Here is a 20,483-nt window from a genome sequence, read left to right as displayed (position 1 = left end):
CTGAGTACCGGTGAGCACTACTGTGCGAGATGCGCACAGCCTGTCGGAACGTCGTTGTCTGCACAGGGGGAGCCATGCGTCGTCTGTTCACCGGTCTCACGGCCGGCTTCTTAATTACTGGGTACGGCGGCCTGCGGCTCGTCCGACGGCTCCGGCACGTCGGACGCGGGCGCGTCGGGCGGCACCACCACCCTCAAGGTCGGCGTCATCCCCATCCTGGATGTCGCACCCGTCTACCTGGGCCAGAAGCAGGGCTTCTACGCCAAACGCGGCCTCGAGTTGCAGCTGATCCCCGCCCAGGGCGGGGCGGCGATCGTGCCCGGCGTCGTCTCGGGCCAGTTCCAGTTCGGCTTCAGCAACACGACGTCCCTGCTGGTCGCCCAGTCCAAGAACCTGCCCGTCAAGGCCGTGGCGAACGGTGTCGCGTCCACGGCCGAGGACGGCGCCGACTTCGCGGGCGTCACGGTGAAGAAGGGCAGCCCCCTCACCTCACCCAAGCAGTTGGCGGGCAGGAAGGTCGCCGTCAACACGCTCAACAACATCTGTGACACCTCCATCAGGGAGTCGGTCCGCAAGGACGGCGGCGACCCCTCGAAGGTCGATTTCGTCGAGATGCCCTTCGACCAGATGCCGGCCGCGCTCGACGGCGACCGGATCGACGCCGCCTGTACCCCCGAGCCCGCGCTCTCCACCGTCAAGGCCGCGGGCGGCAGGTCCATCGCGTCCAACTTCTTCGACGTGTCACCGGACCTGACCGTCGCGATGTACTTCACCTCGCAGCAGTACGCCCAGAAGAACCCCGAGTCGGTGCGGAAGTTCCAGGAGGCGACCGTCGAGTCCCTCCAGTACGCCGACAGCCACCCGGACGAGGTCCGCCAGATCCTCACCACGTACACGAAGATCCCCGACACCCTGCTGGACAAGCTCACCCTGCCCCACTGGCCCGCCGAACCGGACCGGGCCTCCATCGAGCGGCTCTCCGAACTCGCCCAGCAGGACGGCCTGTTCAAGCAGAGCCCGGACCTGGACAAGCTGCTGCCGTGAGGGGCTCGGGTGCCGTCCTGGGCACGGCCGGGCTCGCGGGGTTCCTCGCCCTGTGCGAGGCCGTCCCGCGCCTCGGTCTCGTCGACGAGGACTACTTCCCGCCAGCGGCCCGCGTCGCCGACGCGCTCCTCACCGAACTCGGCGACCCCGCGTTCTGGACCGCGCTCGGCGACACCCTCACCGGCTGGGCGCTGGGCCTCGCGATCGCGGTGACGGCCGGGATCCTCGCCGGGGTCGTGATCGCGGTCGTGCCCTTCCTGCGCGAACTCACCGCGTCCACCATCGAGTTCCTGCGCCCGATCCCCTCGGTCGCCCTGATCCCGCTCGCGGTGCTGCTGTACGGCACCGCATTGCGCTCGGTGCTCCTGCTGGTCGTCTACGCCTCTTTCTGGCAGGTGCTCATCCAGGTCCTGTACGGCGTCCGGGACGTCGACCCGGTCGCGGAGGAGACGGCGCGCTCGTACGGTCTCGGCACCTGGGCGCGGATCCGGTACGTGCTGTGGCCGACCGCGCTGCCGTACGTCATGACCGGCGTCCGGCTGGCCGCGGCCGTCGCGCTGATCCTCGCCGTCACGGCCGAACTCGTCATCGGAGCACCGGGGTTGGGCGCGCGCATCGCCGTGGCGCAGACCTCGCAGGCGGTCCCCGAGATGTACGCGCTGATCGTGGTGACCGGGCTGCTCGGGCTGCTGATCAACGTCGGCGCCCGCACGGTGGAGCGACGGGCGCTGGCCTGGCACCAGTCGGTGCGCGGGGAGGTGACCGTGTGAGCCGGGTACTCGTACGGCTGCTGTACGTCCTCGCTCTGCCGGCCGTGCTCGTGGCGGTCTGGTGGCTGGCGTCCGCCGACAGCACGAACGTGTACTGGCCGCCCCTGCGGACCGTCCTGGAGACCTTCCCGGACGTCTGGACGGCCGACCGGCTGCGCGCGGACGTCGTGCCGAGTGTGCTGCGGCTGACGGGCGGCTACGTCACGGCGGCCGTCGTCGGCGTCGCGCTGGGCAGCGTCATCGGCTCGTACCGGCGGGTGCGCGCGGTGTGCGAACCGGTCCTGGAGTTCCTGCGCGCGGTGCCGCCGCCCGTCCTGATTCCCGTCATCATGCTGTTCGCGGGCATCGGCGACACCATGAAGGTTCTGGTGATCGCGAGCGGCTGCGTGTGGCCGGTCCTGCTCAACACGGTCGAGGGCGTGCGGGCCGTGGACCCGGTGATGGCGGAGACGGCCCGCTCGTACGGGGTGACGGGCGTCGCGCGACTGCGGAAGCTGGTCCTGCCGTCGGCGGGCCCGCAGATCTTCGCGGGGCTGCGCCAGGCGCTGTCGGTCGGGATCATTCTGATGGTCATCAGCGAGATGTTCGCCGCCGGCAACGGACTCGGCTTCGCCGTCGTGCAGTTCCAACGGGGCTTCGCCATCCCCGAGATGTGGACCGGGATCCTGGTGCTCGGCCTGCTGGGGTACCTCCTCTCGGTCCTCTTCCAGCTGGTCGAGCGGCGGGCGCTCGGCTGGTACCACGGTCTGCGCGCCGCCGGTCGGCGGCCCGGCGAGCGCTCGTGAAGGGGCGGGGCTGATGGGGGACGCGATGCTCGACGTACGCGATCTGCGGAAGGTGTACGAGGCTGCCGGGCGGCGCGTGGAGGCGGTGCGCGATCTGTCCTTCACCGTCGGGGCCGGTGAACTCGTCTGTCTCGTCGGCCCGTCGGGTTGCGGCAAGACGACGCTGCTGAGGTGTGTCGGTGGCCTCCTCACGCCGACGGCGGGCGAAGTGCTGCTGCGGGGGCGGCGGGTGACGGGGCCTCCGCCGGGGTTGGCGTTCGTGTTCCAGGAGTACGGACGCAGCCTGTTCCCGTGGATGAGGGTGGGCGAGAACGTCGAACTGCCGCTGAGACAGAAGAGGCTGACGCGGGACGCGCGGCGCGTGCTGGTCGCCGACGCCCTGCGCTCCGTCGGCCTGGCCGACACCGCAGGAGCCTACCCGTGGCAGCTCTCGGGCGGCATGCAGCAACGGGTGGCGATCGCACGGGCGTTGGCGTACGAGCCCGATGTGCTGCTGATGGACGAGCCGTTCGCGGCGGTGGACGCGCAGACCCGCGCCGATCTCGAGGACCTCGTCCGGGCGCTGTGGCGGGAGCGCGGGATCACGGTCCTGTTCGTCACCCACGACATCGACGAGGCCGTCTATCTGGGCCAGCGGGTGGTCGTCCTGTCCGCCTCCCCGACCGTTGTGCAAGAGGAGCTGGAGATCGATCTCCCCCTGGAGCGCGACCAGTTGACGACACGGGTGGCCCCGCGCTTCGCGGAGCTGCGGACCCGGGTGTACCGGCAGATCCAGGCGGCGAAGCGGGGTACGGCGGTGGAGAAGACGGATGCCGCCGACCAGGCGCCGTCGGCGACCTGAACGCCGACGGTGCCCGGTCAGGCCTCGGGGGCGGGGACCACGCTGAGGTGACCCGCGGCCCGGCGAACCCGGCGGGGTCCGCGCGATGTGTGCGCGGGCCTGCGGGACTCGCGCAGGACCATCGTCAGCCGCGTGTAGTCCAGCTCTCGCAGGGTCCTCGGGGTCTCGTCGACGATACGGCAGTCGGTGGCGCCCCAGCGCGGGTCGGGGTGGAGCACCGAACGGACGGCGCCGTCCGGTTCGACGGCGCCCTCACCGACCGCGCGGATCCAGTGCGGCAGGCCGTGCCGGTAGGCGGCCTCCATGATCGGGTCCTGGGCGATCTCGCGGCGGATCGCCTGCAGTCCGTGGTCGTGGCCGTGTCGCTCCAGGGCGGCGGCGAAGTGCGCCAGCATCGGCAGGCACCAGCTCGACTCGTGATCGCCGAGGACCGTGGCCGCGTCCGGGTGGAACAGCACGAACCGGAGGAAGTTGTCGCCCGGCATGGCCGTCGCATGCGGCCCCACCCCGCGGAAGAGTGACGCGAAAGCGGTGTTGGCCAGGACGACGTCCCAGCGGTGGTCGAGCACGACGGAAGGGAAGGGGACGGCTTCCAGAAGCGCGGTGTAGTCCTGGAGATACGCCTGGGCCTCGCCACTCTCGGGGACGGGCCGCGGTGCCGGCCGCTGCCCTCCTGCCTGATACGCCATCGGGAGGTCACCCCTCTTGCCTGATGCGGCCTTACGCGGCGCCCCGATCCTGCGGCCCCGACACGAGTCGTGTCAACTATCGTGGCATTCCACGCCCGTTGACGGCTGAAATTGGCCACAGTTGTGGCGAGACCTGGATGTGAGTTCGAACCACCCGCTACTCTCCGGTCAGTTCACGGCGCACTTCCGTGCCCGTGAAGGGGGCTGGGAGAGACGTAGGAGACCTGTCGGTGACGGATGGCTACGAGGTCCCGGGCGCCACGGCGACGGTTTCGCTGTCCGCCGTCGTCGCCCGTGTCACGGCACTCGCCGGCCGGCTCGGGATCCCGAACGCGGAGGTCTTCGACACCGGCCGCCTGTCCGTCGGCTGCGGTGTGCCCGAGCCCGTGGTCAAGGCGCTGCTGAGCGGCCGGCCCACGGGCGAACCGGATGTGCAGGCCCGCTTCCTGCAACGCCTCGACCTGCTGCGCCGTACCCGGCTCAAACCCAACGGGCGCAAGTACACCCAGCAGGAGATCGCCGACGGCGCGGGCATGTCCCGGCAGCAGGCCGGCGCCCTCCTCAACGGCGACCGCAGGCCCACCATGGAGCACTGCGACGCCCTCCAGCGTTTCTTCCGCGTGCACGCCGGCTTCCTCACCGCCGAGGACCCCGAGGCGCTCGCGGGCGCCCTCCAGCGCACCGAGCAGGAGTTGCTGCAGAAGCTCGCCGACCGGGAGCGGGAGGCGGCCGCCGCCGCCGCGGACCCCCTGGAGCGTCTGCTGCAGGACCACGGCGTGCGCGGAATCGCCTGGCGGGCCGCGCAACTGCCCACCGACCAGCACCGCGACAAGGTCGCCGAGTGGTTGGACATGCTCCTGGAGAGCGTCAAGCGGCCCGAGTCGTGAACCTGTCGTGAACCTGGGGAGGACCGTGGGCATCGGTAGGCACATGCGGCGCCTGTGCGGCGAGCTGGTCTCGGAGCTGACCGTCCCGGCCCCGGCTCCGCCCGCCGACCTGTACGCCGCGCTGTGCGCGGCGATGAGCCGGCGCCGCGGCCGCCCCGTCCACTTCCGTACGGCCGTCTTCCCGCCCGGCACCGCCAGCGGGCTGTGGGTCGACATGACCGACCAGGACCTCGTGGTCGTCGAGGAACGCACCGCGCCCGACCACCAGTTGGTGATCCTCGGCCATGAACTGTGGCACATGAAGGCCGGCCACTGCGGCCACCACGTCGAGGGCGCCCGGGTCGCGGCACGTCTCCTCCAGGACGGCGCCGACCTCGGCCCCACCGTCCTCAAGGTCGCCGCCCGCACCCACTTCGACCTCGCCGACGAACAGGAGGCCGAGAGCTTCGGCCTGCTGCTCGCCAGCAAGTGCAGGGCGTGGCTGGCCGGGTCGTCGTTGCGGGGTCCCGTGCAGCGGGACGACCTGGCGGGCCGGATCGAGGCGTCGCTCGGATACGTGGGGCTGTAGCCGGCCACGGGTTCCGCAGGGTTCCCCCTCCGCTGAGCGGGCGAACGGACGCGGAGCGGGGACCGATTGTCAGTGGTGGACGGCAAGCTGGGGATGCGCCGCCGTACGGGGGCGTGCGCGCCCGCGGGCGCGTGGAGGACGAGACGGGGAGAGGCGACCATGCGCACTGCCGTACTGACCGACCGCGAGCGCACCGCCGTACAGGCCTATCTGCGGCTGCTGCACACCGTGCGGGCCGCGTTCGACGACGCGTCCGGCCCGCTGGACTGCCCCCGACCACCCGTCGTCCCGCCCACGGTGCTCGCCGAGGCGGAACGGGCCCTGGCCGAGGCGGGCCTCACGGGCAACGAGGAGGCGTTCTTCCGGCTGTTGCAGGGGTGGTGCCCGGAGGCATAGGGGTCCTTGCACTATGAGCGCCCGATGAGGTCGCGTGGTCTGGCGCCGTGCATCGCGAGGCGCCGGAGAGCCGCAGTAGCGGAGCTGTGCCTGTCCGATTAGTGATCACTGATGCCATGTGGGACCGGATCGAGCCGCTGATGCCGGCCGATCCGGTCCGCGTGCGGCGGCGGGCGACCACCGCCGCACGCTCGATGCATCGCGTGGAAGTACCGCACCGAACTCGCCCCGGCGGGACCTCCCCGACGAGCTCAGCTCGTTCCAGACCGCTCACAAACGGCTGATCTGCTGTGCCGTCGGCGGCACAGAGGAGAAAGGGGGCCGAAGGACGAAACGAGCCGCCCGACCACTTACTCCGTTCGGAGTTGCCATTACGCGCAGAGGCAAGCACCGGAATCGTGTCGGCATGGTTACGAGGGGCTCGCCAGTCCGTTGTAGGGGGCGCAAAAAGAAGCTGCGCGAACTACAAAGGTCGTCCAAAGGGTGTGCATCACGACGGAGCAGTGGCGCGGCCTGGCCACACGAACCGACAAAGCTCGCCCTCGCCTACCAGGCCGCACTCCACCTAGCCGCCGAAGTGCGGCACCGTCACCGCCGTGGCGACCAGGCCCCGTTGGACCGTCCAGCGGCCCTCGAAGTGGTCGAGGCGGTGACCGTCGACCACGGGGCCGGGGACGAGGAGGCGGGCGCGGAAGCCGCCGCTGAGGCGTTCGCCGGGGTCGGCGTGGAGGTCGAGCTCGGCCTCCGTGAACTCCAGCCACAGGCCGGTGAGGGGGAACCACGCCTTGTAGACGGACTCCTTGGCGCTGAACAGGAGCCGATCCCAGTGGACCTCGGGACGGTCCGCGGACAGCCGGTCCAACCGCTGCACCTCCACGGGCAGGGACACGGCGGGCAGGACGCCCTCGGGCAGCGCCTGGTGGGGTTCCGCGTCGATACCGAGGGAGGCGAGGTCGGTGGCGCGGACCAGGGTGGCGGCGCCGTAGCCGTCGCAGTGGGTCATGCTGCCGACCAGGCCTTCCGGCCAGCGCGGCGCACCCCGCTCCCCCGGCAGCACGGGCTGGGGCGGCACGCCGAGCTTCTCCATGGCGCGACGGGCGCAGGAGCGGACGACAGCGAACTCACGGCGCCGCTTGGCGACGGCCCGCACCACGAGCGCCGCTTCCTGCGGAAGCAGGCCTCTCTCGGCCTCGTCGGCGCCCTCGTCGCCGTACGCCTCCACGGCGACCACCGACTGCGGCAGCAGCTCCTCGATCACCTGCCCGCACCCTCTCCGCCCGCTCCGTCTTCCCCCTCCGGCCTCGGCAGGATGCGGCGCAGCCGGCCCGGCGGCTGCGGGCGCTTGCGCCACTCGCGCGGGTAGCCCACCGACACCTCCTCGAAGCGGACGCCCTCGTGCCACGTGGTCCGCGGGATGTGCAGATGGCCGTAGACCATGGTGGCGACGCGGAACCGGCGGTGCCAGTCCGCGGTCAGCCGGGTGCCGCACCACATGGCGAACTCGGGGTGCCACAGGATGTCGGTGGGGTGCCGGTCCAGCGGGTAGTGGTTGACGAGCACCGTGGGCAGGTCGTCCGGCAGTTCGGCGAGCCGGCGTTCGGTCTCGGCGACCCGTGCCCGGCACCAGGCCTCGCGGGTCGGGTAGGGGTCCGGGTGGAGCAGGTACTCGTCGTTGCAGACGATCCCGGTCCCCTGCGCGTACGCCAGCCCCTCCTCCTTCGTCGCGCAGCCCTTGGGCAGGAACGAGTAGTCGTACAGCAGGAACAGCGGCGCGACGGCGACCGGGCCGCCGGGGCCCTCCCAGACGGCGTACGGGTCCTCGGGTGTCAGCACGCCCAGGTCGCGGCAGAGGGCGACCAGATGCTCGTAACGGGCGACCCCGCGCAGCGTGACCGGGTCCTTCGGGTGGGTCCACAGTTCGTGGTTGCCGGGCGCCCACACGACCTGGCGGAATCGGCTCGCCAGCGTCTTCAGCGTCCAGGAGATGTCGGCCACGTTCTCCGAGACGTCGCCGGCCACGAGGAGCCAGTCGTCGTCCGTCTCCGGGCGCATCTCCTCCACGAGAGCACGGTTCTCGGGATAGCCGACATGCAGGTCACTGATGGCCAGCAGCTGTCCGGCACCACCGGCCGTCGACGTCACCTCTCGCCCCCTCTCGAGCACACGAATGGGTCCACGAGAACACATTCGAAGTCGGCGGGCAAGGACACCGGGCCGTCGATGGATCCGTTTCCGGCCGACGCCGGCTCCCCCTCGAAGCGGCCTCGGCTCGGCCTCGGGTCGTGCGGCTCGTTCCGGCGGATCACCGGTGCCGGTGCTCACGACAAGTTCATGATCGCAAAATCCGTAACACCCACGTTGCACGAGAGGGCCTCGGGAAGCCGTATGATCGCCCCAACACCACGGCACTGACACCCCTTCGACAGGGGCGCTTTGGTGACCCTTCCCATACCCCTGGCCGGGCACGGCCCTGCTTCGCCGTGCCCGCACACCCCCGAAAGGCGGCCTGCATGCTCTCTCGCGTACGCGTCTGGCTCAACCGCACGTACGCGGAGAACGTGTTCTTCATGGATCAGTTGCGGCGAAATCCCAGCGATCGGGCCGTCGAGATCCATGCCACGCACGGCGACGCCGACTCCCCCGTCCTGGCCGCCGCCGACACCGCCGAGCTGGAGCCGGAGGGCCTGTCCCCGGCCGCGTACGTCGAGTTCGCGCTCGCCCAGTGCCGGCGCCGCGGCATCGACGTGTTCGTGCCGCGGCTGCACCAGTCGGCGATCGTGGCGCACCGCGCCGATTTCGCGGCGATCGGCACGGCGCTGCTGGCGCCGCCGCCGGAGGCCGTGGCCGTCTTCGAGGACAAGGTGATCGCCTACGAGGCGGTCCAGGCGATCGGCGTGCCGGTGCCGCCCTGGTACCGGGTCCGCACGGCGGACGAACTCCTCGCGGCCGTCGAGGAGTTGGAGGCAGACGGCCACAAGGCGTGCTTCAAGCCGGCGTCCGGCGCCGGCGGGGTGGGCTTCCGGGTCGTCACCCGCGCCCCCTTCTCCCTCGCGCAGCTCAACGGGTTCCCGAGCCCGTACGTCCAGCTGGACATGGTCGTCGAGACGCTGCGGCGGGCCGACGAGCCGGTGGACTGGCTCGTGATGCCGCGTCTGGAGCAGCCGGAGGTGTCCGTCGACTGCCTGACCGGCCCCGACAACCGGGTCCGCCTCGCCGTGGGCCGCACCAAGAACGGCCGCCGTCGTGGCTTCACGCTCCACGAGCAGTGGCTGGAGCCGGCCCGGCGGATCGCCGAGGGCTTCGGGCTGCACTACCTGTCCAACATCCAGTTCCGCATGTACGGCGAGCAGCCGGTGCTGATGGACGTCAACACGCGCCCCGCGGGGGGACTGCACCAGCTGTCGCTGTGCGGGATCAACGCCCCCTGGGCCGCCGTGCAGCTGGCGCTGGGTGAGGATCCCGGGGAGATCGTGCCACCCTTCCTGGGGCAGGACTACACGGTGGTGTCGGGTCCGCGCCCGTTGCGGGCGGTGTCGATCCCTCAGCAGCGGGAGATCGAGGCGGGGCCGTTGCTGCATGCGGTGCCGGCGCCGGTCGAGTCCGTCGAAGCCGCGGCGCAGGCGCTGCCGCTGTAGCCCGCGGTCCGGGGCGGGGAGTTCGTGGCTTGTCGCGCAGTTCCCCGCGCCCCTTACCCACGTCGGCTCGTCCGGCGTGACAAGCAACTGCCCTGGCGTCAGCCCCGCGCCGCGAGCGCCTCGCGCCACACCGGGCTGTCGACGTAGTGGTTGTCGAACCGCTCCGAGGAGTCCTTGATCTCCTGCGGATCGGCCTCGCCGCGCATCACCCGGCCGAGGAGGCGCAGGTAGTCGAAGCGGTCCGCGCCCGGGGTGAAGACGAACAACACGTCGGCCGTCGCACCTGGAGCCGCGGCGAAGGCGTGCGGGGTGTGCGGCGGTACGAGCAGGAAGTCGCCCGCCTCCAGGACGGTGATCTCCTCGCCGACCAGGACCTGGAGCGATCCGTCGATCACGAAGAACAGCTCGGACGCCTTGGTGTGCAGGTGGGCGGGGGCGCCGACCGCGCCCTCGGCGAAGGTCGACCGGTAACTGGTGAGCCGGCCACCCGTGGTGGCGGAGTCCGCGAAGAGCGTCATCACGCTGCTGGGGTCCTTCGTCGTCTCGGCGTCGGCGGCGCGGGTGAGGACCGGAATCTCGTTCTTCGTCTCTGTCTTCGTCGTCGTCATGACCACGACTCTAGGCAGCCAGGTGACCGGCGACAGGGTGCATTCCAGGGGCGGAATCATGGGTCAATCAGCGGCGCGCGAGATTTCTTTTCCCAGGGGTGTATCAGGGGCCGGGCAGCGCGCTCATAAGAGTGAAGGGCAACGGGGCCAGCCGGGGGGGCTGGGGGAACGGGGGAACCGGGGGGAACGGGGGCTCGGGTCGGTCGGTCGCTGCAACGGGGGAGCGACCGACCGGCCCGAGGTGCTGTCCGGGGTCAGAAGCGGCCCGAACCGCGGTAGAGCTCCAGTTCGCCGTCGAGCTCGACGGCCAGCACCGTGGCGTGCGGGTCGAGATCCGCCTCGGCGGGCGGCTCGATCCACAGCACACCGACCGCCTCGTGCAGCCCGCCCACGACCCGGTGGGCGAGTTCCGTGCCGGTGCCGAGGACGGTGACCCTGCGGACCGCGGTCGCGAGACCGCGGACCCCGATCTCGGCGCGCGGTGCGTCGAACAGGGTGAGGTAGAGCGTGCGACGGTCCGCGGAAAGGGTGCTGGGCCCGTAGTGGTGCCCGGCCGGGAGCCCGCGCACCGTCCCGTACACGGCCTCCGCGTGCCTGCGGATCCACTCCCCCAGCGCCTCCAGCCGCTCCACCTGCGGCTGCGGGATCGTGCCGTCCTCCCTCGGGCCCACGTCGAGCAGCAGGTTGCCGCCCCCGCCGATGGTCTCGGTGAAGTAGCGGATCAGCTGGTCGACCGACTTGTGGTTGTGGTCCTGGTGCTGGTAGCCCCAGGAGTCGTTGATGGTCAGGCACAGCTCCCACGGGCCCTCGGGCGGCACCACCGGGGCGCCCTGCTCGGGGGTGGCGTAGTCGCCCTCGCTGAGCATGCGGGCGTTGAAGACGACGTCCGGGACGTACGACCGGACGAGCGCGGCGAGTTCGGGGATCCGCCACTGCTCCTCGCTGCGGTCCCACTCGCCGTCGAACCACATCAGGTCCGGCCGGTAGCGGGAGGCCAGCTCGCGGATCTGGCCGTCCCGGTAGGCGATGAACCGCTCCCAGGCGTCCAGGTCCTCGAACTCCGCCGCGACCTCCGAGTAGCGGTTGTCCTCCAGGTCCGGCGGGCGGCCCGGTTTGCGGGTGGAGGCGTAGTCGGGGTGGTTCCAGTCGGAGTGCGAGTAGTACAGGCCGACCTTGAGGCCCTTCTCGCGCAGGGCCTCGGCGTACCCGGAGAGGTAGTCGCGGCCCAGGTTGAGATCGCCGTACGCGGTGTCCCACAGGGCCACGCCGTCATGGTGACGGCTCGTCAGCACCGCGTACCGGGCACCGGCGCGGGCGAACAGGTCCGCCCAGGCCTTCGGGTCGTACTTGGCGCCCGTGAAGCGGTCGAGCTGGGACATGTACCGGTCGTGCGGCACGATGTCGTCGTAGAACGACCAGGACTCCTGGACGCCGTCGACGGCGTAGATGCCCCAGTGGACGAAGATCCCCAGCTTGGCGTCGGTGAACCACGGTTGCATGGGCACGGTCAGCTCACCCCTCCGCGCTTCAGACGCAGCGTCAGGACCTGGAAGGGGCGCAGCTCGACCGGGACCGCGCCGTCGGCGTCGACCTCGACGTCCGTGTCCTCCAGCGGCCGTTCCAGCAGGTCGGTGACATGGGCCGCGGCCAGCGGGAAACCGGTGCGCAGCGCGCCCGTGGCACGGCCGCCGCGGGACTCGTACAGGCGGACCACGACGTCGCCGGACGCGTCGTCGGCGAGCTTGACCGCCTCGACGGTCACGCCGTCGCCGGTGACGGAGACGACCGGCTGCGGGGCGCCCACCGACTCCGCCACGCGCAGCGGCAGGTTGAGGGCGTAGCCCTCGGCGACGGCGTCCTCGATGCTCGCGCCGGGCAGGAGGGAGTAGGTGAAGCGGTGCTTGCCCTGGTCGGCCTCGGGGTCCGGGATGCGCGGGGCGCGGACCAGGCTGAGGCTGACCTTGGTCGTCGTACCGCCGTCCTCGCGGACCGTGCGGGAGACGTCGTGGCCGTACGTCGAGTCGTTGATGACGGCGACGCCGTAGCCGGGCTCCGCGATGTGCACCCAGCGGTGGCCGGAGACCTCGAAGCGGGCCGCCTCCCAGCTGGTGTTGGTGTGGGTGGGGCGCTGGACGTGGCCGAACTGGATCTCCGCGGAGGAGTGCGGCGCGCGGACGTCCACCGGGAAGCCCGCCTTGAGGATCTTCTCGGCCTCGTGCCAGTCGATGTCGGTCTCGAAGTCGATGCGGGGGTTTCCGGCGCGCAGGGTGATGGTCTGGGTGAGCGTCGAGCCCTTGCCGAAGGAACGGGTGACGCGGATGGCGCCGAGCAGCGGGTCCTCCTCGACCACGGTCACCGAGTCCGGCTCCAGCAGGTCGGTGAAGCGGTTCTGGTAGTGCTTGTCGATGTCCCAGGCGTCCCAGTAGTTCGGGAGGTCGGTGTGCAGGCGGAGCAGGTTGCCCTGGCCGGCGAGGACCTCACGGTTGGCCCGGAGGTCGTACACGGACGACAGTGTTCCGTCTTCGGCCACCTCGACACGGACCAGGCCGTTGTCGAGGACCCGGCCCGAGACCGTCACCGGCTGCGGCGAGGCACTGCCGGCCGCGGCGAGGGGTGCGCTGCCGTTCGCGGGCACCTCGACGTAGGCCGGCGCGCCCGCGGAGGTGCGGATCACCTCGGCGCGGTCGTACGGGCTCGTGTTGAACACGCTCGTCCCGCCACCGCCCAGCGCGGCCACCGCTTCCGCGGTCAGCGCCTCCAACTCCTGTGCCACACGGGCGTACTCGGCCTCCGCCTCGCGGTGCACCCAGGCGATGGACGAGCCCGGCAGGATGTCGTGGAACTGGTGCAGCAGCACCGTCTTCCACAGGCGGTCCAGCTTCTCGTACGGGTAGGCGTAGCCCGGCGCGTGCAGGGCCGCCGCCGTCGCCCACAACTCGGCCTCGCGGAGCTTGTGTTCGCTGCGCCGGTTGCCCTGCTTGGTGCGGGCCTGGGAGGTGTAGGTGGCGCGGTGCAGCTCCAGGTAGAGCTCGCCGTTCCAGACCGGGGCGTCCGGGTACTCCTCGCGGGCCTTGGCGAAGAACTCGTCCGGGTGCTCGACGACGACCTTGGGCGAACCCTCCAGGTCGGCCAGCCGGCGCGCCCGTTCCATGATCTCGCGGGTGGGGCCGCCACCGCCGTCACCCCAGCCGAAGGGGGCCAGCGACCGCGAACCGCCGCCCTTCTCGGAGTAGTTGCGTACGGCGCGGTCCATCTCCTCGCCGCTGAAGCGGGCGTTGTAGGTGTCGATCGGCGGGAAGTGGGTGAAGATGCGGGTGCCGTCGATGCCCTCCCACCAGAAGGTGTGGTGGGGGAACTTGTTGGTCTGGTTCCAGGAGATCTTCTGGGTGAGGAACCAGTCGTTGCCGGCGAGCTTGGCGAGCTGCGGGTAGGCGGCGGTGTAGCCGAAGGAGTCCGGCAGCCACACGCCCTTGGTCTCGATGCCGAAGTGCTCGATGAAGAACCGCTTGCCGTGGATCAGCTGGCGGGCCATGGCCTCGCCGCCGGGCAGGTTGCCGTCGGCCTCCACCCACATGCCGCCGACCGGCGCCCACTGGCCCTTCTTCACGGACTCCTGGATGCGCGCCCACACGTGGGGGTAGTTGTCGCGCACCCACTCGTACTGCTGGGCCTGGGAGCAGGCGAAGATGAAGTCGTCGTACTCGTCGGCCAGGGACGTCACGTTGGAGAAGGTGCGGGACGTCTTGCGCTTGGTCTCGCGGATGGGCCACAGCCAGGCGGAGTCGATGTGGGCGTGACCGACGCCGGAGATGGTGTGGGCGCTGGCGTGGGCGGGCCTGGCCAGGACCGGGGCCAGCACCTCGCGGACGGCCTTGGCGCTGCCCGGGATGTCGTCCAGGTCGAGGGCGTCCATGGCGCGGTCCAGTGCGTGCATGATCTCGTGGCGGCGCGGCTCGTGCTCACCGAGGTGGACCATGAGCTCGCGCAGCACCTGGAGGTCGAGGTCGAGGTGCCAGACCTCCTCGTCGAGGACGGCGATGTCGGCCCGCAGGAAGGTGTACAGCGGACGGTCGCCCGCCGTCAGGACGTCGCCGAGCGGGGTCGGCTCAGCGAAGTTGTTCGCCAGGATGTCGGGGTTCGAGGCCGCCTCGACCAGGTAGTCGATCTGCTCCCCGCCGGTCGCCGGGTTGGCGATCGGCACGTACTGGTTGAGCGGGTTGACCGCCTTCAGCGGCCGGCCGTCGGGCAGGTGCACGAGCGCCTCGGCCTGGTTGCCCGGCCAGTCGCCCACGAAGCCGAGGTCGATGACCGCCTCGACGCGCCGCCCCGCCCACTCGGCGGGCACCTCGCCCCGCATGCGGAACCAGGTGGTGCCCCACGGCGGGCCCCACGGGGTGCCCATGGCGAAGGGCTGGTAGCGCGCGGCCGCGGCCTCCTCGAAGGAGACCGGCTCCCCCGGTGCCTGCCAGGCCTCGACCTCGAAGGGGACGGTGGCCGCGTAGATCGCGGGCTTGACGCGCTGGGTGTGGACGCGCTCGACGCGCTCCTCGATGCGGCGGCGTTCGTCGTGCATGAAGGTCTCCAGGGAGAGGTGCGGAGAGGAGGGCGGGCGGAGCGCTGGGGAAAGCGCTTTCGGCCGGGAGCTTACTTGAGGTACGCGAGGCCGGGGTGGACGGCCGTGTAGCCCTCGACGAGCCTGCGGGCCACGTTGACGGAGTCGACGAGCGGATGCAGCGCGAACGCCTTCACGGCCGTCGTACGGGAGTGGGACTCGGCGGCGGCGAGCACCTCGCGCTCGACCGCCTTGACCGCGCAGACCAGGCCGGTGGCGTGGTCGGGCAGCGGGGCGACGGCGACCGGGTGGGCGCCGTTGGCGTCGACCAGGCAGGGCACCTCGATGACGGCGTCCCCGTCGAGCACCGAGAGGGTGTCCTGGTTGCGCACGTTGAGGATCAGGGTGGTGCGTTCGTCGCGGGCGATGGCCCGCATCAGGGCGAGGGCCACCTTCTCGTAGCCGCCGGAGAGGTCGTCGGCGTCGCGCTCGCCGGCGCCCGCGGTCTCCCGGTTCTCGGCCATGTAGGTCGCCTCGCGCTCGGCGCGGGTGCGGTCCCAGGTGGTGAGGGCGGCAGCGTCCGGGTCGCGCATCTGCTCGTAGAAGCGGGCCTGCTGGTCGGCGAGGAAGGCTCCCCGGGTCTTCTCGGCCTGCTGGTAGGCGCGGACGGCCTCGCGGTTGAAGTAGTAGTAGTGCAGGTACTCGTTGGGGATCGCGCCGAGGGACTGCAGCCAGTCGACGCCGAAGAGCTTGCCCTCCTCGAAGGAGCCGAGCAGGTCGGGGTCGGCGAGCAGCCGCGGCAGCTCGTCCCGGCCGGCGACGCGCAGGCCGCGCACCCAGCCGAGGTGGTTGAGGCCGACGTAGTCGATCCAGGCGTCCCGCGGGTTCGCGCCGAGGACGCGGGCGATACGGCGGCCGAGGCCGACCGGCGAGTCGCAGATGCCGATGACCCGGTCGCCGAGGTGGCGGGACATGGCCTCGGTGACCAGGCCCGCAGGGTTGGTGAAGTTGATGACCCAGGCGTCGGGGGCGAGGCGGGCCACCCGCCGGGCGATGTCGGTGGCGACGGGGACGGTGCGCAGGCCGTAGGCGATGCCGCCCGCGCCGACGGTCTCCTGACCGAGGACGCCCTCCGCCAGGGCGACCCGCTCGTCCTCGGCGCGGCCCTCCAGGCCGCCGACGCGGATCGCGGAGAAGACGAAGTCGGCGCCGCGCAGTGCCTCGTCGAGGTCGGTGGTGGCGGTCACGGTGGGGGCGTCGGAAACGCTCGCGGCCTGTTCGGCCAGTACACGGGCGACCGCGTGCAGCCGGCTGTCGTCGAGATCGTGCAGAACGACTTCCGTGACCCGCCCCTCGGCGCGGTCCGTCAGGAGCGCCCCGTACACCAGCGGCACCCGGAACCCGCCGCCACCCAGAATCGTCAGTTTCACCCTTGCACCTTTCCTGCCACGACCACCTCGACGCCCGCCTCCTCCAGGGAGGACCGCGTCGTCACGTTCACCGGCGCGTTCGTCACCACCACGTCCAGTTCCTCCGGACCGCAGACCCTCGCCATGCCCGTACCCGGGAACTTCGCCGAGTCGGCGAGCAGGACGACCTTGTCACTGGCCTTGATCATGGCCCGTTTGACCGGCACCTCGACGACCGTCGTGTCCATCACCTGCCCGGCCGGACGCACCCCACTGGTGCCGAGGAAGAGCCAGTCGGCGTGCAGCTGGCGCAGGTTGTCCTCGGTGAGGAAGCCCACCAGGGAACGGTACTCACGGCGGACCATGCCGCCGAGCAGCACCAGTTCGATGCCCTCGTCGTCGGCGAGCTCCTCGTACACCACGAGGTTGCTGGTGATCACGGTGAGCCGGCGGCCGTGGAGTTGACGGGCGAGGCGGTAGGCGGTGGTGCCGATGTCGAGCAGCACCGAGTCGCCGTTCCCGAGCATCGCCGCCGCGTGCGCGGCTATGGCGTCCTTCTCGGGCACCCGCACCTCGGCGACTTCGGCGAAGGGCTGGTCGCCCTCCTCGACGACGGCACCGCCGTGCACACGCGTCAGAAGTCCCTCTTCCTCCAGTTTGAGCAGATCCCGCCGGATTGTGGCAGGGCTCACACGCAGCTGCTCGGAGAGATCGGTCACTGCCGCGGGGCCCCCGGAGCGCAGGGCGCGCAGGATGAGTTGGTGTCGTCGTTCTGCCAGCACGGCGTGAACACTACTCGTCATCTTCAATCATTTCCATGCTCGCTTCTGCTCGGGTATTGACCAATCTCCGAGGCGGCGCAACGATTCCGGTCACCGAAATGAAGAGTTTTGACGAGCCTCCCCGACCCGCTCCCCCACTTGCTCTGCCGACGAGAGGATGCATGCGCGTGGACGACGACCGGCCCGATGTGCTGCTGACCGGGCTGCTCTTCTACGACCTCGTCCTCACCGGTCTCGGCAGGCCGCCCACGCCGGGCGAGGAGATCTGGACCGCCGGGATGGGCTGCGGCCCCGGCGGCATCGCCAACCTGGCGGTGGCCGCGTCCCGCTTCGGCCTGCGCACGTCCCTGGCGACGGTCTTCGGCGATGACTTCTACGGCGCCCACTGCCAGGAGGTCCTCGCAGGTCAGGAGGGCGTCGACCTCTCCCTCTCGCGTGTCTCGGGCGGCTGGCCCACGCCGGTCACGGTCTCCCTCGCGTACGGCCACGACCGGGCCCTCGTCACCCATGGCCAGGAACCGCCGTACTCGCAGGACGAGCTGGTGGGCGACCCGCCCGAAGCGCGTACGGCCCTGGTGCACCTGGAGGCCGAACCGCGCCAGTGGCTCGCCAAGGCCGCCGCGAACGGCACCCACATCTACGCCGACGTCGGCTGGGACCCCACCCAGGAGTGGTCCAGGGACCTGCTCGACCAGCTCGCCCTGTGCCACGCCTTCCTCCCGAACGAGACCGAGGCGATGGCGTACACGCGGACCGACAGCGCCGTCGCGGCCCTCGGGACGCTCTCGGAGCTGGTACCGGTCGCCGTCGTCACACGCGGTGGCGACGGCGCGGTCGCCGTCGACCAGACGACCGGCGAGTACGCCGAGGTCCCGGCCCTCGACGTCGACGTCCTGGACGCCACCGGCGCCGGGGACGTCTTCGGCGCGAGCTTCGTCGCGGCCTCGCTCGGCGGCTGGCCGCTGGTGGAGCGGCTGCGGTTCGCGGTGCTCGCCGCGAGCCTGTCGGTCCGGCACCACAGCGGGGCACTGGCGGCGCCCGGCTGGTACGGCGTCGACCGCTGGTGGCGGTCGCTGACCGACCCCGAGCTGAGGAGCGCGTACGGCTTCCTCGCCGACCGGCTGCCGACGGATCCCGGTGCTCCCGTCCGGTACGCCCCCGTCACCCCACCCGCACGACAGCAGTGACCCCCTGTACCACCTGGCACCACTCACCCCCCATGCAAGAACCAAGAAGATCCGAAAGGCGGTGGGAGCTGTGCGGCTCTCACGAAGGGGCCTGCTGCGCGCGGGACTGGCCGGTTCGGCCGTGACCGCGCTCGGCGGCCTGGCGTCCGGCTGTGCCGTCCCGACCGGGTCGACCGGCCGGAACATGGTCGTGTGGTACTGGGACGGCGGCCTGGGCGACACGGTCATCAAGAAGGCCCGAGCCCGCTACGACAGCTCCGTCGACCTCCAGGCCATCAAGATCGGCGGCTACTACCGCTCCAAGCTGATCACCACGATGGCCGGCCGCGCCCACGTCCCCGACATCGCGGGCCTCAAGGGCGAGGACATGGCGTCCTACCTGCCCAACGCCGACCAGTTCGTGGACCTGCGCACGCTCGGCGCGGACAGGTTCAGGAGCCAGTACCTGCCGTGGAAGTGGGACCAGGGCATCGCCGACGACGGCTCGATGATCGGCTTCCCCATCGACTGCGGCCCGGTCGCGCACATCTACCAGTACGAGGTCTTCCGGAAGGCGGGACTGCCGTACGAACCGGCCGACGTGTCCAGGGAGTTGAACACCTGGGACGCGTTCTTCGCGGCCGGCGAGCGGCTGCGCAAGCGGATCCCGGGGACCTCCCTGCTCACCGACGTCAACAGCGTCTTCGAGAACGCGGTGCAGCAGGGCGGCAAGCGGTACGTCGACAAGGACCGTCACTTCATCGGTGACCAGCGGCATGTGCGGGACGCCTGGGCGCTCGCCGTCGAGGCCAAGAGGCGCGGGCTCGTCTCCGACCTCGTCAGCGGTACCCCGGACCAGCTGTCGGCGATCGAGGCGGGCAGGCTGCCGAGCCAGCTGGGCGCCTCCTGGGCCACCAACGACATCAAGAACGGCGTGCCGAAGACCAAGGGGAAATGGCGGGTCGCCGACATGCCGGTGCGGCCCTCCAACAACGGCGGATCGTTCCTGTCGATCACCAAGGCGTGCCGGGAGCCCGAGCGTGCCTTCGAGATCATCAGCTGGATGCTCGACGCGGGCAACCAGGCGCAGGGCTACGTCGACGCGGGTCTCTTCCCCTCCACCCCCGCCTCGTACGGCCTCAAGCAGCTGCGCGAGCCCGATCCCTTCTTCGGCGGCCAGGTCACGATGGACGTCTTCGGGCCCGCCGCGCAGAAGATCGCGGTCGCCTACAACAGCCCGTTCGACGTGGCGCTCGGGCAGCCGATCAAGGACGAGATCAAGAACGTCGGCGTCCTCGGCAAGGACCCCGAGAAGGCATGGAAGGACGCCATGAGCAAGTGCAGGCGGATCGCGGCGCACCTGGGGGTGAGCTACTGATGGCCACCCTCCCCGCCGTGCAGAAGCCCCGGCCCCCGGCGCCCGTCGTGGAGCCACCCGCCGCGCGGCCCAGGACGGGCTTTCGCAAGTACTGGCACCTCTATGCCGCCATCTCGCCCTTCTACCTGCTGTTCCTGTGCTTCGGCCTGATCCCGGTCGGCTTCTCGCTGTACCTGTCCTTCCACCGCTGGGACGGCCTCGGCTCGATGGAGTCGGCGGGTCTGTCGCAGTACGCGTACCTGCTGAGCGACAGCGACTTCTGGAGCTCGATCGGCAACACGATCATCATCTGGGCGCTGTCCACCTTCCCCATGATCGTCCTGGCGATGGTCACGGCCGTGATGCTCAACTCGGCGGTGCGGTTCAAGAACGTCTACCGCTTCGCGTTCTTCCTGCCGAACGTGACCTCCGTCGTGGCGGTCGCGATCATCTTCGGATCGGTGTTCTCCACCAACTTCGGCCTGATCAACGCCCTGTTGCAGGCGGTGGGGCTCGACCAGATCGCGTGGCTGAACACGCCGTGGGGCATCAAGATCGCCATCGCGACGCTGATGACCTGGCAGTGGACCGGCTACAACGCGATCATCTTCCTCGCGGGGCTCCAGACCATCCCGAGCGACCTGTACGAGGCGGCGCGCATCGACGGGGCCGGTCCCGTGCAGACGTTCTTCCGGATCACGTTGCCGCTGCTGCGGCCGACGCTGTTGTTCGTGCTGGTCGTCTCCACGGTGACGGGTCTGCAGAGCTTCTCCGAACCGCAGGTGCTGCTGCAGAACACCTCCAACGACTCGACGTTCTCGGGCGGTCCCGACCACGCGGGCCGGACGATGGTCCTCTACTTCTTCCAGCAGACCTTCGACAACAACGACTTCGGCTACGGCGCCGCCGTGGCCTGGGGCATCTTCCTCGTCGTCGTCCTCTTCTCGATCATCAACTGGCGCCTGGTGCAGCGCCGGGGCGAAGAACAGTGAGG

At 70.7% G+C, this 20,483-nt stretch carries 18 protein-coding genes and 1 pseudogene; 11 read left to right on the top strand and 8 right to left on the bottom strand.

The window, feature by feature from the left end:
* The first annotated feature begins 74 nt into the window (after window positions 1-74).
* The 4 genes and pseudogenes from ACGFNV_RS01740 (at window position 75) to ACGFNV_RS01725 (ending at window position 3,440) form a co-directional block, all read left to right on the top strand.
* Window positions 75-1,044 (top strand): annotated as a pseudogene (locus ACGFNV_RS01740) (ABC transporter substrate-binding protein).
* Window positions 1,041-1,814, top strand: coding sequence for an ABC transporter permease (locus ACGFNV_RS01735; RefSeq protein ID WP_393618537.1), 774 nt, complete (start codon window positions 1,041-1,043; stop codon window positions 1,812-1,814). Before ACGFNV_RS01740 ends, ACGFNV_RS01735 begins: the two are co-directional and overlap by 4 nt.
* Window positions 1,811-2,599: an ABC transporter permease gene (locus ACGFNV_RS01730; protein ID WP_393618536.1), complete on the top strand. Its 789-nt coding sequence runs from the start codon at window positions 1,811-1,813 to the stop codon at window positions 2,597-2,599. Before ACGFNV_RS01735 ends, ACGFNV_RS01730 begins: the two co-directional genes overlap by 4 nt.
* A 13-nt stretch (window positions 2,600-2,612) precedes the next feature.
* Window positions 2,613-3,440 carry an ABC transporter ATP-binding protein gene (locus ACGFNV_RS01725; RefSeq protein WP_393618534.1) on the top strand — a complete coding sequence of 276 codons (828 nt, stop codon included), beginning with the start codon at window positions 2,613-2,615 and terminating at the stop codon, window positions 3,438-3,440.
* Window positions 3,441-3,457: 17 nt separating this feature from the next.
* Here the strand turns inward: ACGFNV_RS01725 and ACGFNV_RS01720 are convergent, their stop codons facing one another.
* Window positions 3,458-4,129: a hypothetical protein gene (locus tag ACGFNV_RS01720; protein WP_393618532.1), complete on the bottom strand. Its 672-nt coding sequence runs from the start codon at window positions 4,127-4,129 to the stop codon at window positions 3,458-3,460.
* A 230-nt stretch (window positions 4,130-4,359) separates the two neighbouring features.
* Here ACGFNV_RS01720 and ACGFNV_RS01715 point away from each other — a divergent pair, with 230 nt between their 5' ends.
* From ACGFNV_RS01715 to ACGFNV_RS01705, 3 genes are all read left to right on the top strand, one after another.
* Entirely contained in the window at window positions 4,360-5,016 is a 657-nt protein-coding gene (locus tag ACGFNV_RS01715) for a helix-turn-helix domain-containing protein (RefSeq protein ID WP_393618530.1), read from the top strand.
* 43 nt (window positions 5,017-5,059) lie between these two features.
* Complete coding sequence (locus tag ACGFNV_RS01710) at window positions 5,060-5,584, top strand: toxin-antitoxin system, toxin component (RefSeq protein WP_393619968.1); 525 nt, start codon at window positions 5,060-5,062, stop codon at window positions 5,582-5,584.
* Between the two features lie 159 nt (window positions 5,585-5,743).
* On the top strand, window positions 5,744-5,980 hold the full coding sequence (locus ACGFNV_RS01705; protein ID WP_393618529.1) for a hypothetical protein: 237 nt from the start codon (window positions 5,744-5,746) through the stop codon (window positions 5,978-5,980).
* A 565-nt stretch (window positions 5,981-6,545) separates the two neighbouring features.
* On the opposite strand, the gene ACGFNV_RS01700 is transcribed toward ACGFNV_RS01705, so the two are convergent.
* Entirely contained in the window at window positions 6,546-7,238 is a 693-nt protein-coding gene (locus ACGFNV_RS01700) for a 4'-phosphopantetheinyl transferase (RefSeq protein WP_393618528.1), read from the bottom strand.
* A complete protein-coding gene (locus ACGFNV_RS01695; RefSeq protein ID WP_393618526.1) occupies window positions 7,235-8,122 on the bottom strand; it encodes a metallophosphoesterase family protein in 888 nt (295 codons plus the stop codon). Before ACGFNV_RS01695 ends, ACGFNV_RS01700 begins: the two co-directional genes overlap by 4 nt.
* A 368-nt stretch (window positions 8,123-8,490) precedes the next feature.
* Here ACGFNV_RS01695 and ACGFNV_RS01690 point away from each other — a divergent pair, with 368 nt between their 5' ends.
* Window positions 8,491-9,615, top strand: a complete 1,125-nt coding sequence (locus ACGFNV_RS01690; protein WP_393618524.1) for an ATP-grasp domain-containing protein — start codon at window positions 8,491-8,493, stop codon at window positions 9,613-9,615.
* 98 nt (window positions 9,616-9,713) lie between these two features.
* Here the strand turns inward: ACGFNV_RS01690 and ACGFNV_RS01685 are convergent, their stop codons facing one another.
* The 5 genes from ACGFNV_RS01685 to ACGFNV_RS01665 form a co-directional block, all read right to left on the bottom strand.
* Window positions 9,714-10,223: a cupin domain-containing protein gene (locus ACGFNV_RS01685; RefSeq protein WP_393618522.1), complete on the bottom strand. Its 510-nt coding sequence runs from the start codon at window positions 10,221-10,223 to the stop codon at window positions 9,714-9,716.
* A 254-nt stretch (window positions 10,224-10,477) separates the two neighbouring features.
* Entirely contained in the window at window positions 10,478-11,728 is a 1,251-nt protein-coding gene (locus tag ACGFNV_RS01680) for an alpha-L-fucosidase (protein WP_393618521.1), read from the bottom strand.
* Between the two features lie 2 nt (window positions 11,729-11,730).
* Window positions 11,731-14,796, bottom strand: a complete 3,066-nt coding sequence (locus ACGFNV_RS01675) for an alpha-mannosidase (RefSeq protein WP_393618519.1) — start codon at window positions 14,794-14,796, stop codon at window positions 11,731-11,733.
* A gap of 71 nt (window positions 14,797-14,867) precedes the next feature.
* The gene (locus ACGFNV_RS01670; protein WP_393618517.1) at window positions 14,868-16,205 is read right to left on the bottom strand and encodes a 6-phospho-beta-glucosidase; all 1,338 of its coding nucleotides are present in this window, start codon (window positions 16,203-16,205) and stop codon (window positions 14,868-14,870) included.
* Entirely contained in the window at window positions 16,202-16,966 is a 765-nt protein-coding gene (locus tag ACGFNV_RS01665) for a DeoR/GlpR family DNA-binding transcription regulator (protein WP_393619966.1), read from the bottom strand. The genes ACGFNV_RS01670 and ACGFNV_RS01665 overlap by 4 nt, the downstream gene beginning before the upstream one ends.
* 167 nt (window positions 16,967-17,133) lie before the next feature.
* On the opposite strand from ACGFNV_RS01665, the gene ACGFNV_RS01660 reads away from it, so the two are divergent.
* The 3 genes from ACGFNV_RS01660 (at window position 17,134) to ACGFNV_RS01650 (ending at window position 20,481) form a co-directional block, all read left to right on the top strand.
* On the top strand, window positions 17,134-18,153 hold the full coding sequence (locus tag ACGFNV_RS01660) for a carbohydrate kinase family protein (protein ID WP_393619964.1): 1,020 nt from the start codon (window positions 17,134-17,136) through the stop codon (window positions 18,151-18,153).
* 70 nt (window positions 18,154-18,223) lie between these two features.
* On the top strand, window positions 18,224-19,510 hold the full coding sequence (locus ACGFNV_RS01655; protein ID WP_393618516.1) for an ABC transporter substrate-binding protein: 1,287 nt from the start codon (window positions 18,224-18,226) through the stop codon (window positions 19,508-19,510).
* Window positions 19,510-20,481 carry a carbohydrate ABC transporter permease gene (locus ACGFNV_RS01650; RefSeq protein WP_393618514.1) on the top strand — a complete coding sequence of 324 codons (972 nt, stop codon included), beginning with the start codon at window positions 19,510-19,512 and terminating at the stop codon, window positions 20,479-20,481. Before ACGFNV_RS01655 ends, ACGFNV_RS01650 begins: the two co-directional genes overlap by 1 nt.
* Window positions 20,482-20,483 lie beyond the last annotated feature (2 nt).

Origin of the sequence: Streptomyces sp. NPDC048751, from assembly GCF_043198595.1 — a bacterium.
In the GTDB taxonomy this organism is placed as follows: Bacteria; Actinomycetota; Actinomycetes; order Streptomycetales; family Streptomycetaceae; genus Streptomyces.
Note: the sequence above shows the minus strand (reverse complement) of the source record. Positions and strands in the feature narration are given on the sequence as shown.

Excerpts from the sequence above, each read along its gene's own strand:
- ACGFNV_RS01710 (WP_393619968.1), top strand. The coding sequence starts at position 5,060 with ATGCGGCGCCTGTGCGGCGAGCTGGTCTCGGAGCTGACCGTCCCGGCC.
- ACGFNV_RS01720 (WP_393618532.1), bottom strand. The coding sequence starts at position 4,129 with ATGGCGTATCAGGCAGGAGGGCAGCGGCCGGCACCGCGGCCCGTCCCC.
- ACGFNV_RS01705 (WP_393618529.1), top strand. The coding sequence starts at position 5,744 with ATGCGCACTGCCGTACTGACCGACCGCGAGCGCACCGCCGTACAGGCC.
- ACGFNV_RS01725 (WP_393618534.1), top strand. The coding sequence starts at position 2,613 with ATGGGGGACGCGATGCTCGACGTACGCGATCTGCGGAAGGTGTACGAG.
- ACGFNV_RS01650 (WP_393618514.1), top strand. The coding sequence starts at position 19,510 with ATGGCCACCCTCCCCGCCGTGCAGAAGCCCCGGCCCCCGGCGCCCGTC.
- ACGFNV_RS01675 (WP_393618519.1), bottom strand. The coding sequence starts at position 14,796 with ATGCACGACGAACGCCGCCGCATCGAGGAGCGCGTCGAGCGCGTCCAC.
- ACGFNV_RS01685 (WP_393618522.1), bottom strand. The coding sequence starts at position 10,223 with ATGACGACGACGAAGACAGAGACGAAGAACGAGATTCCGGTCCTCACC.
- ACGFNV_RS01690 (WP_393618524.1), top strand. The coding sequence starts at position 8,491 with ATGCTCTCTCGCGTACGCGTCTGGCTCAACCGCACGTACGCGGAGAAC.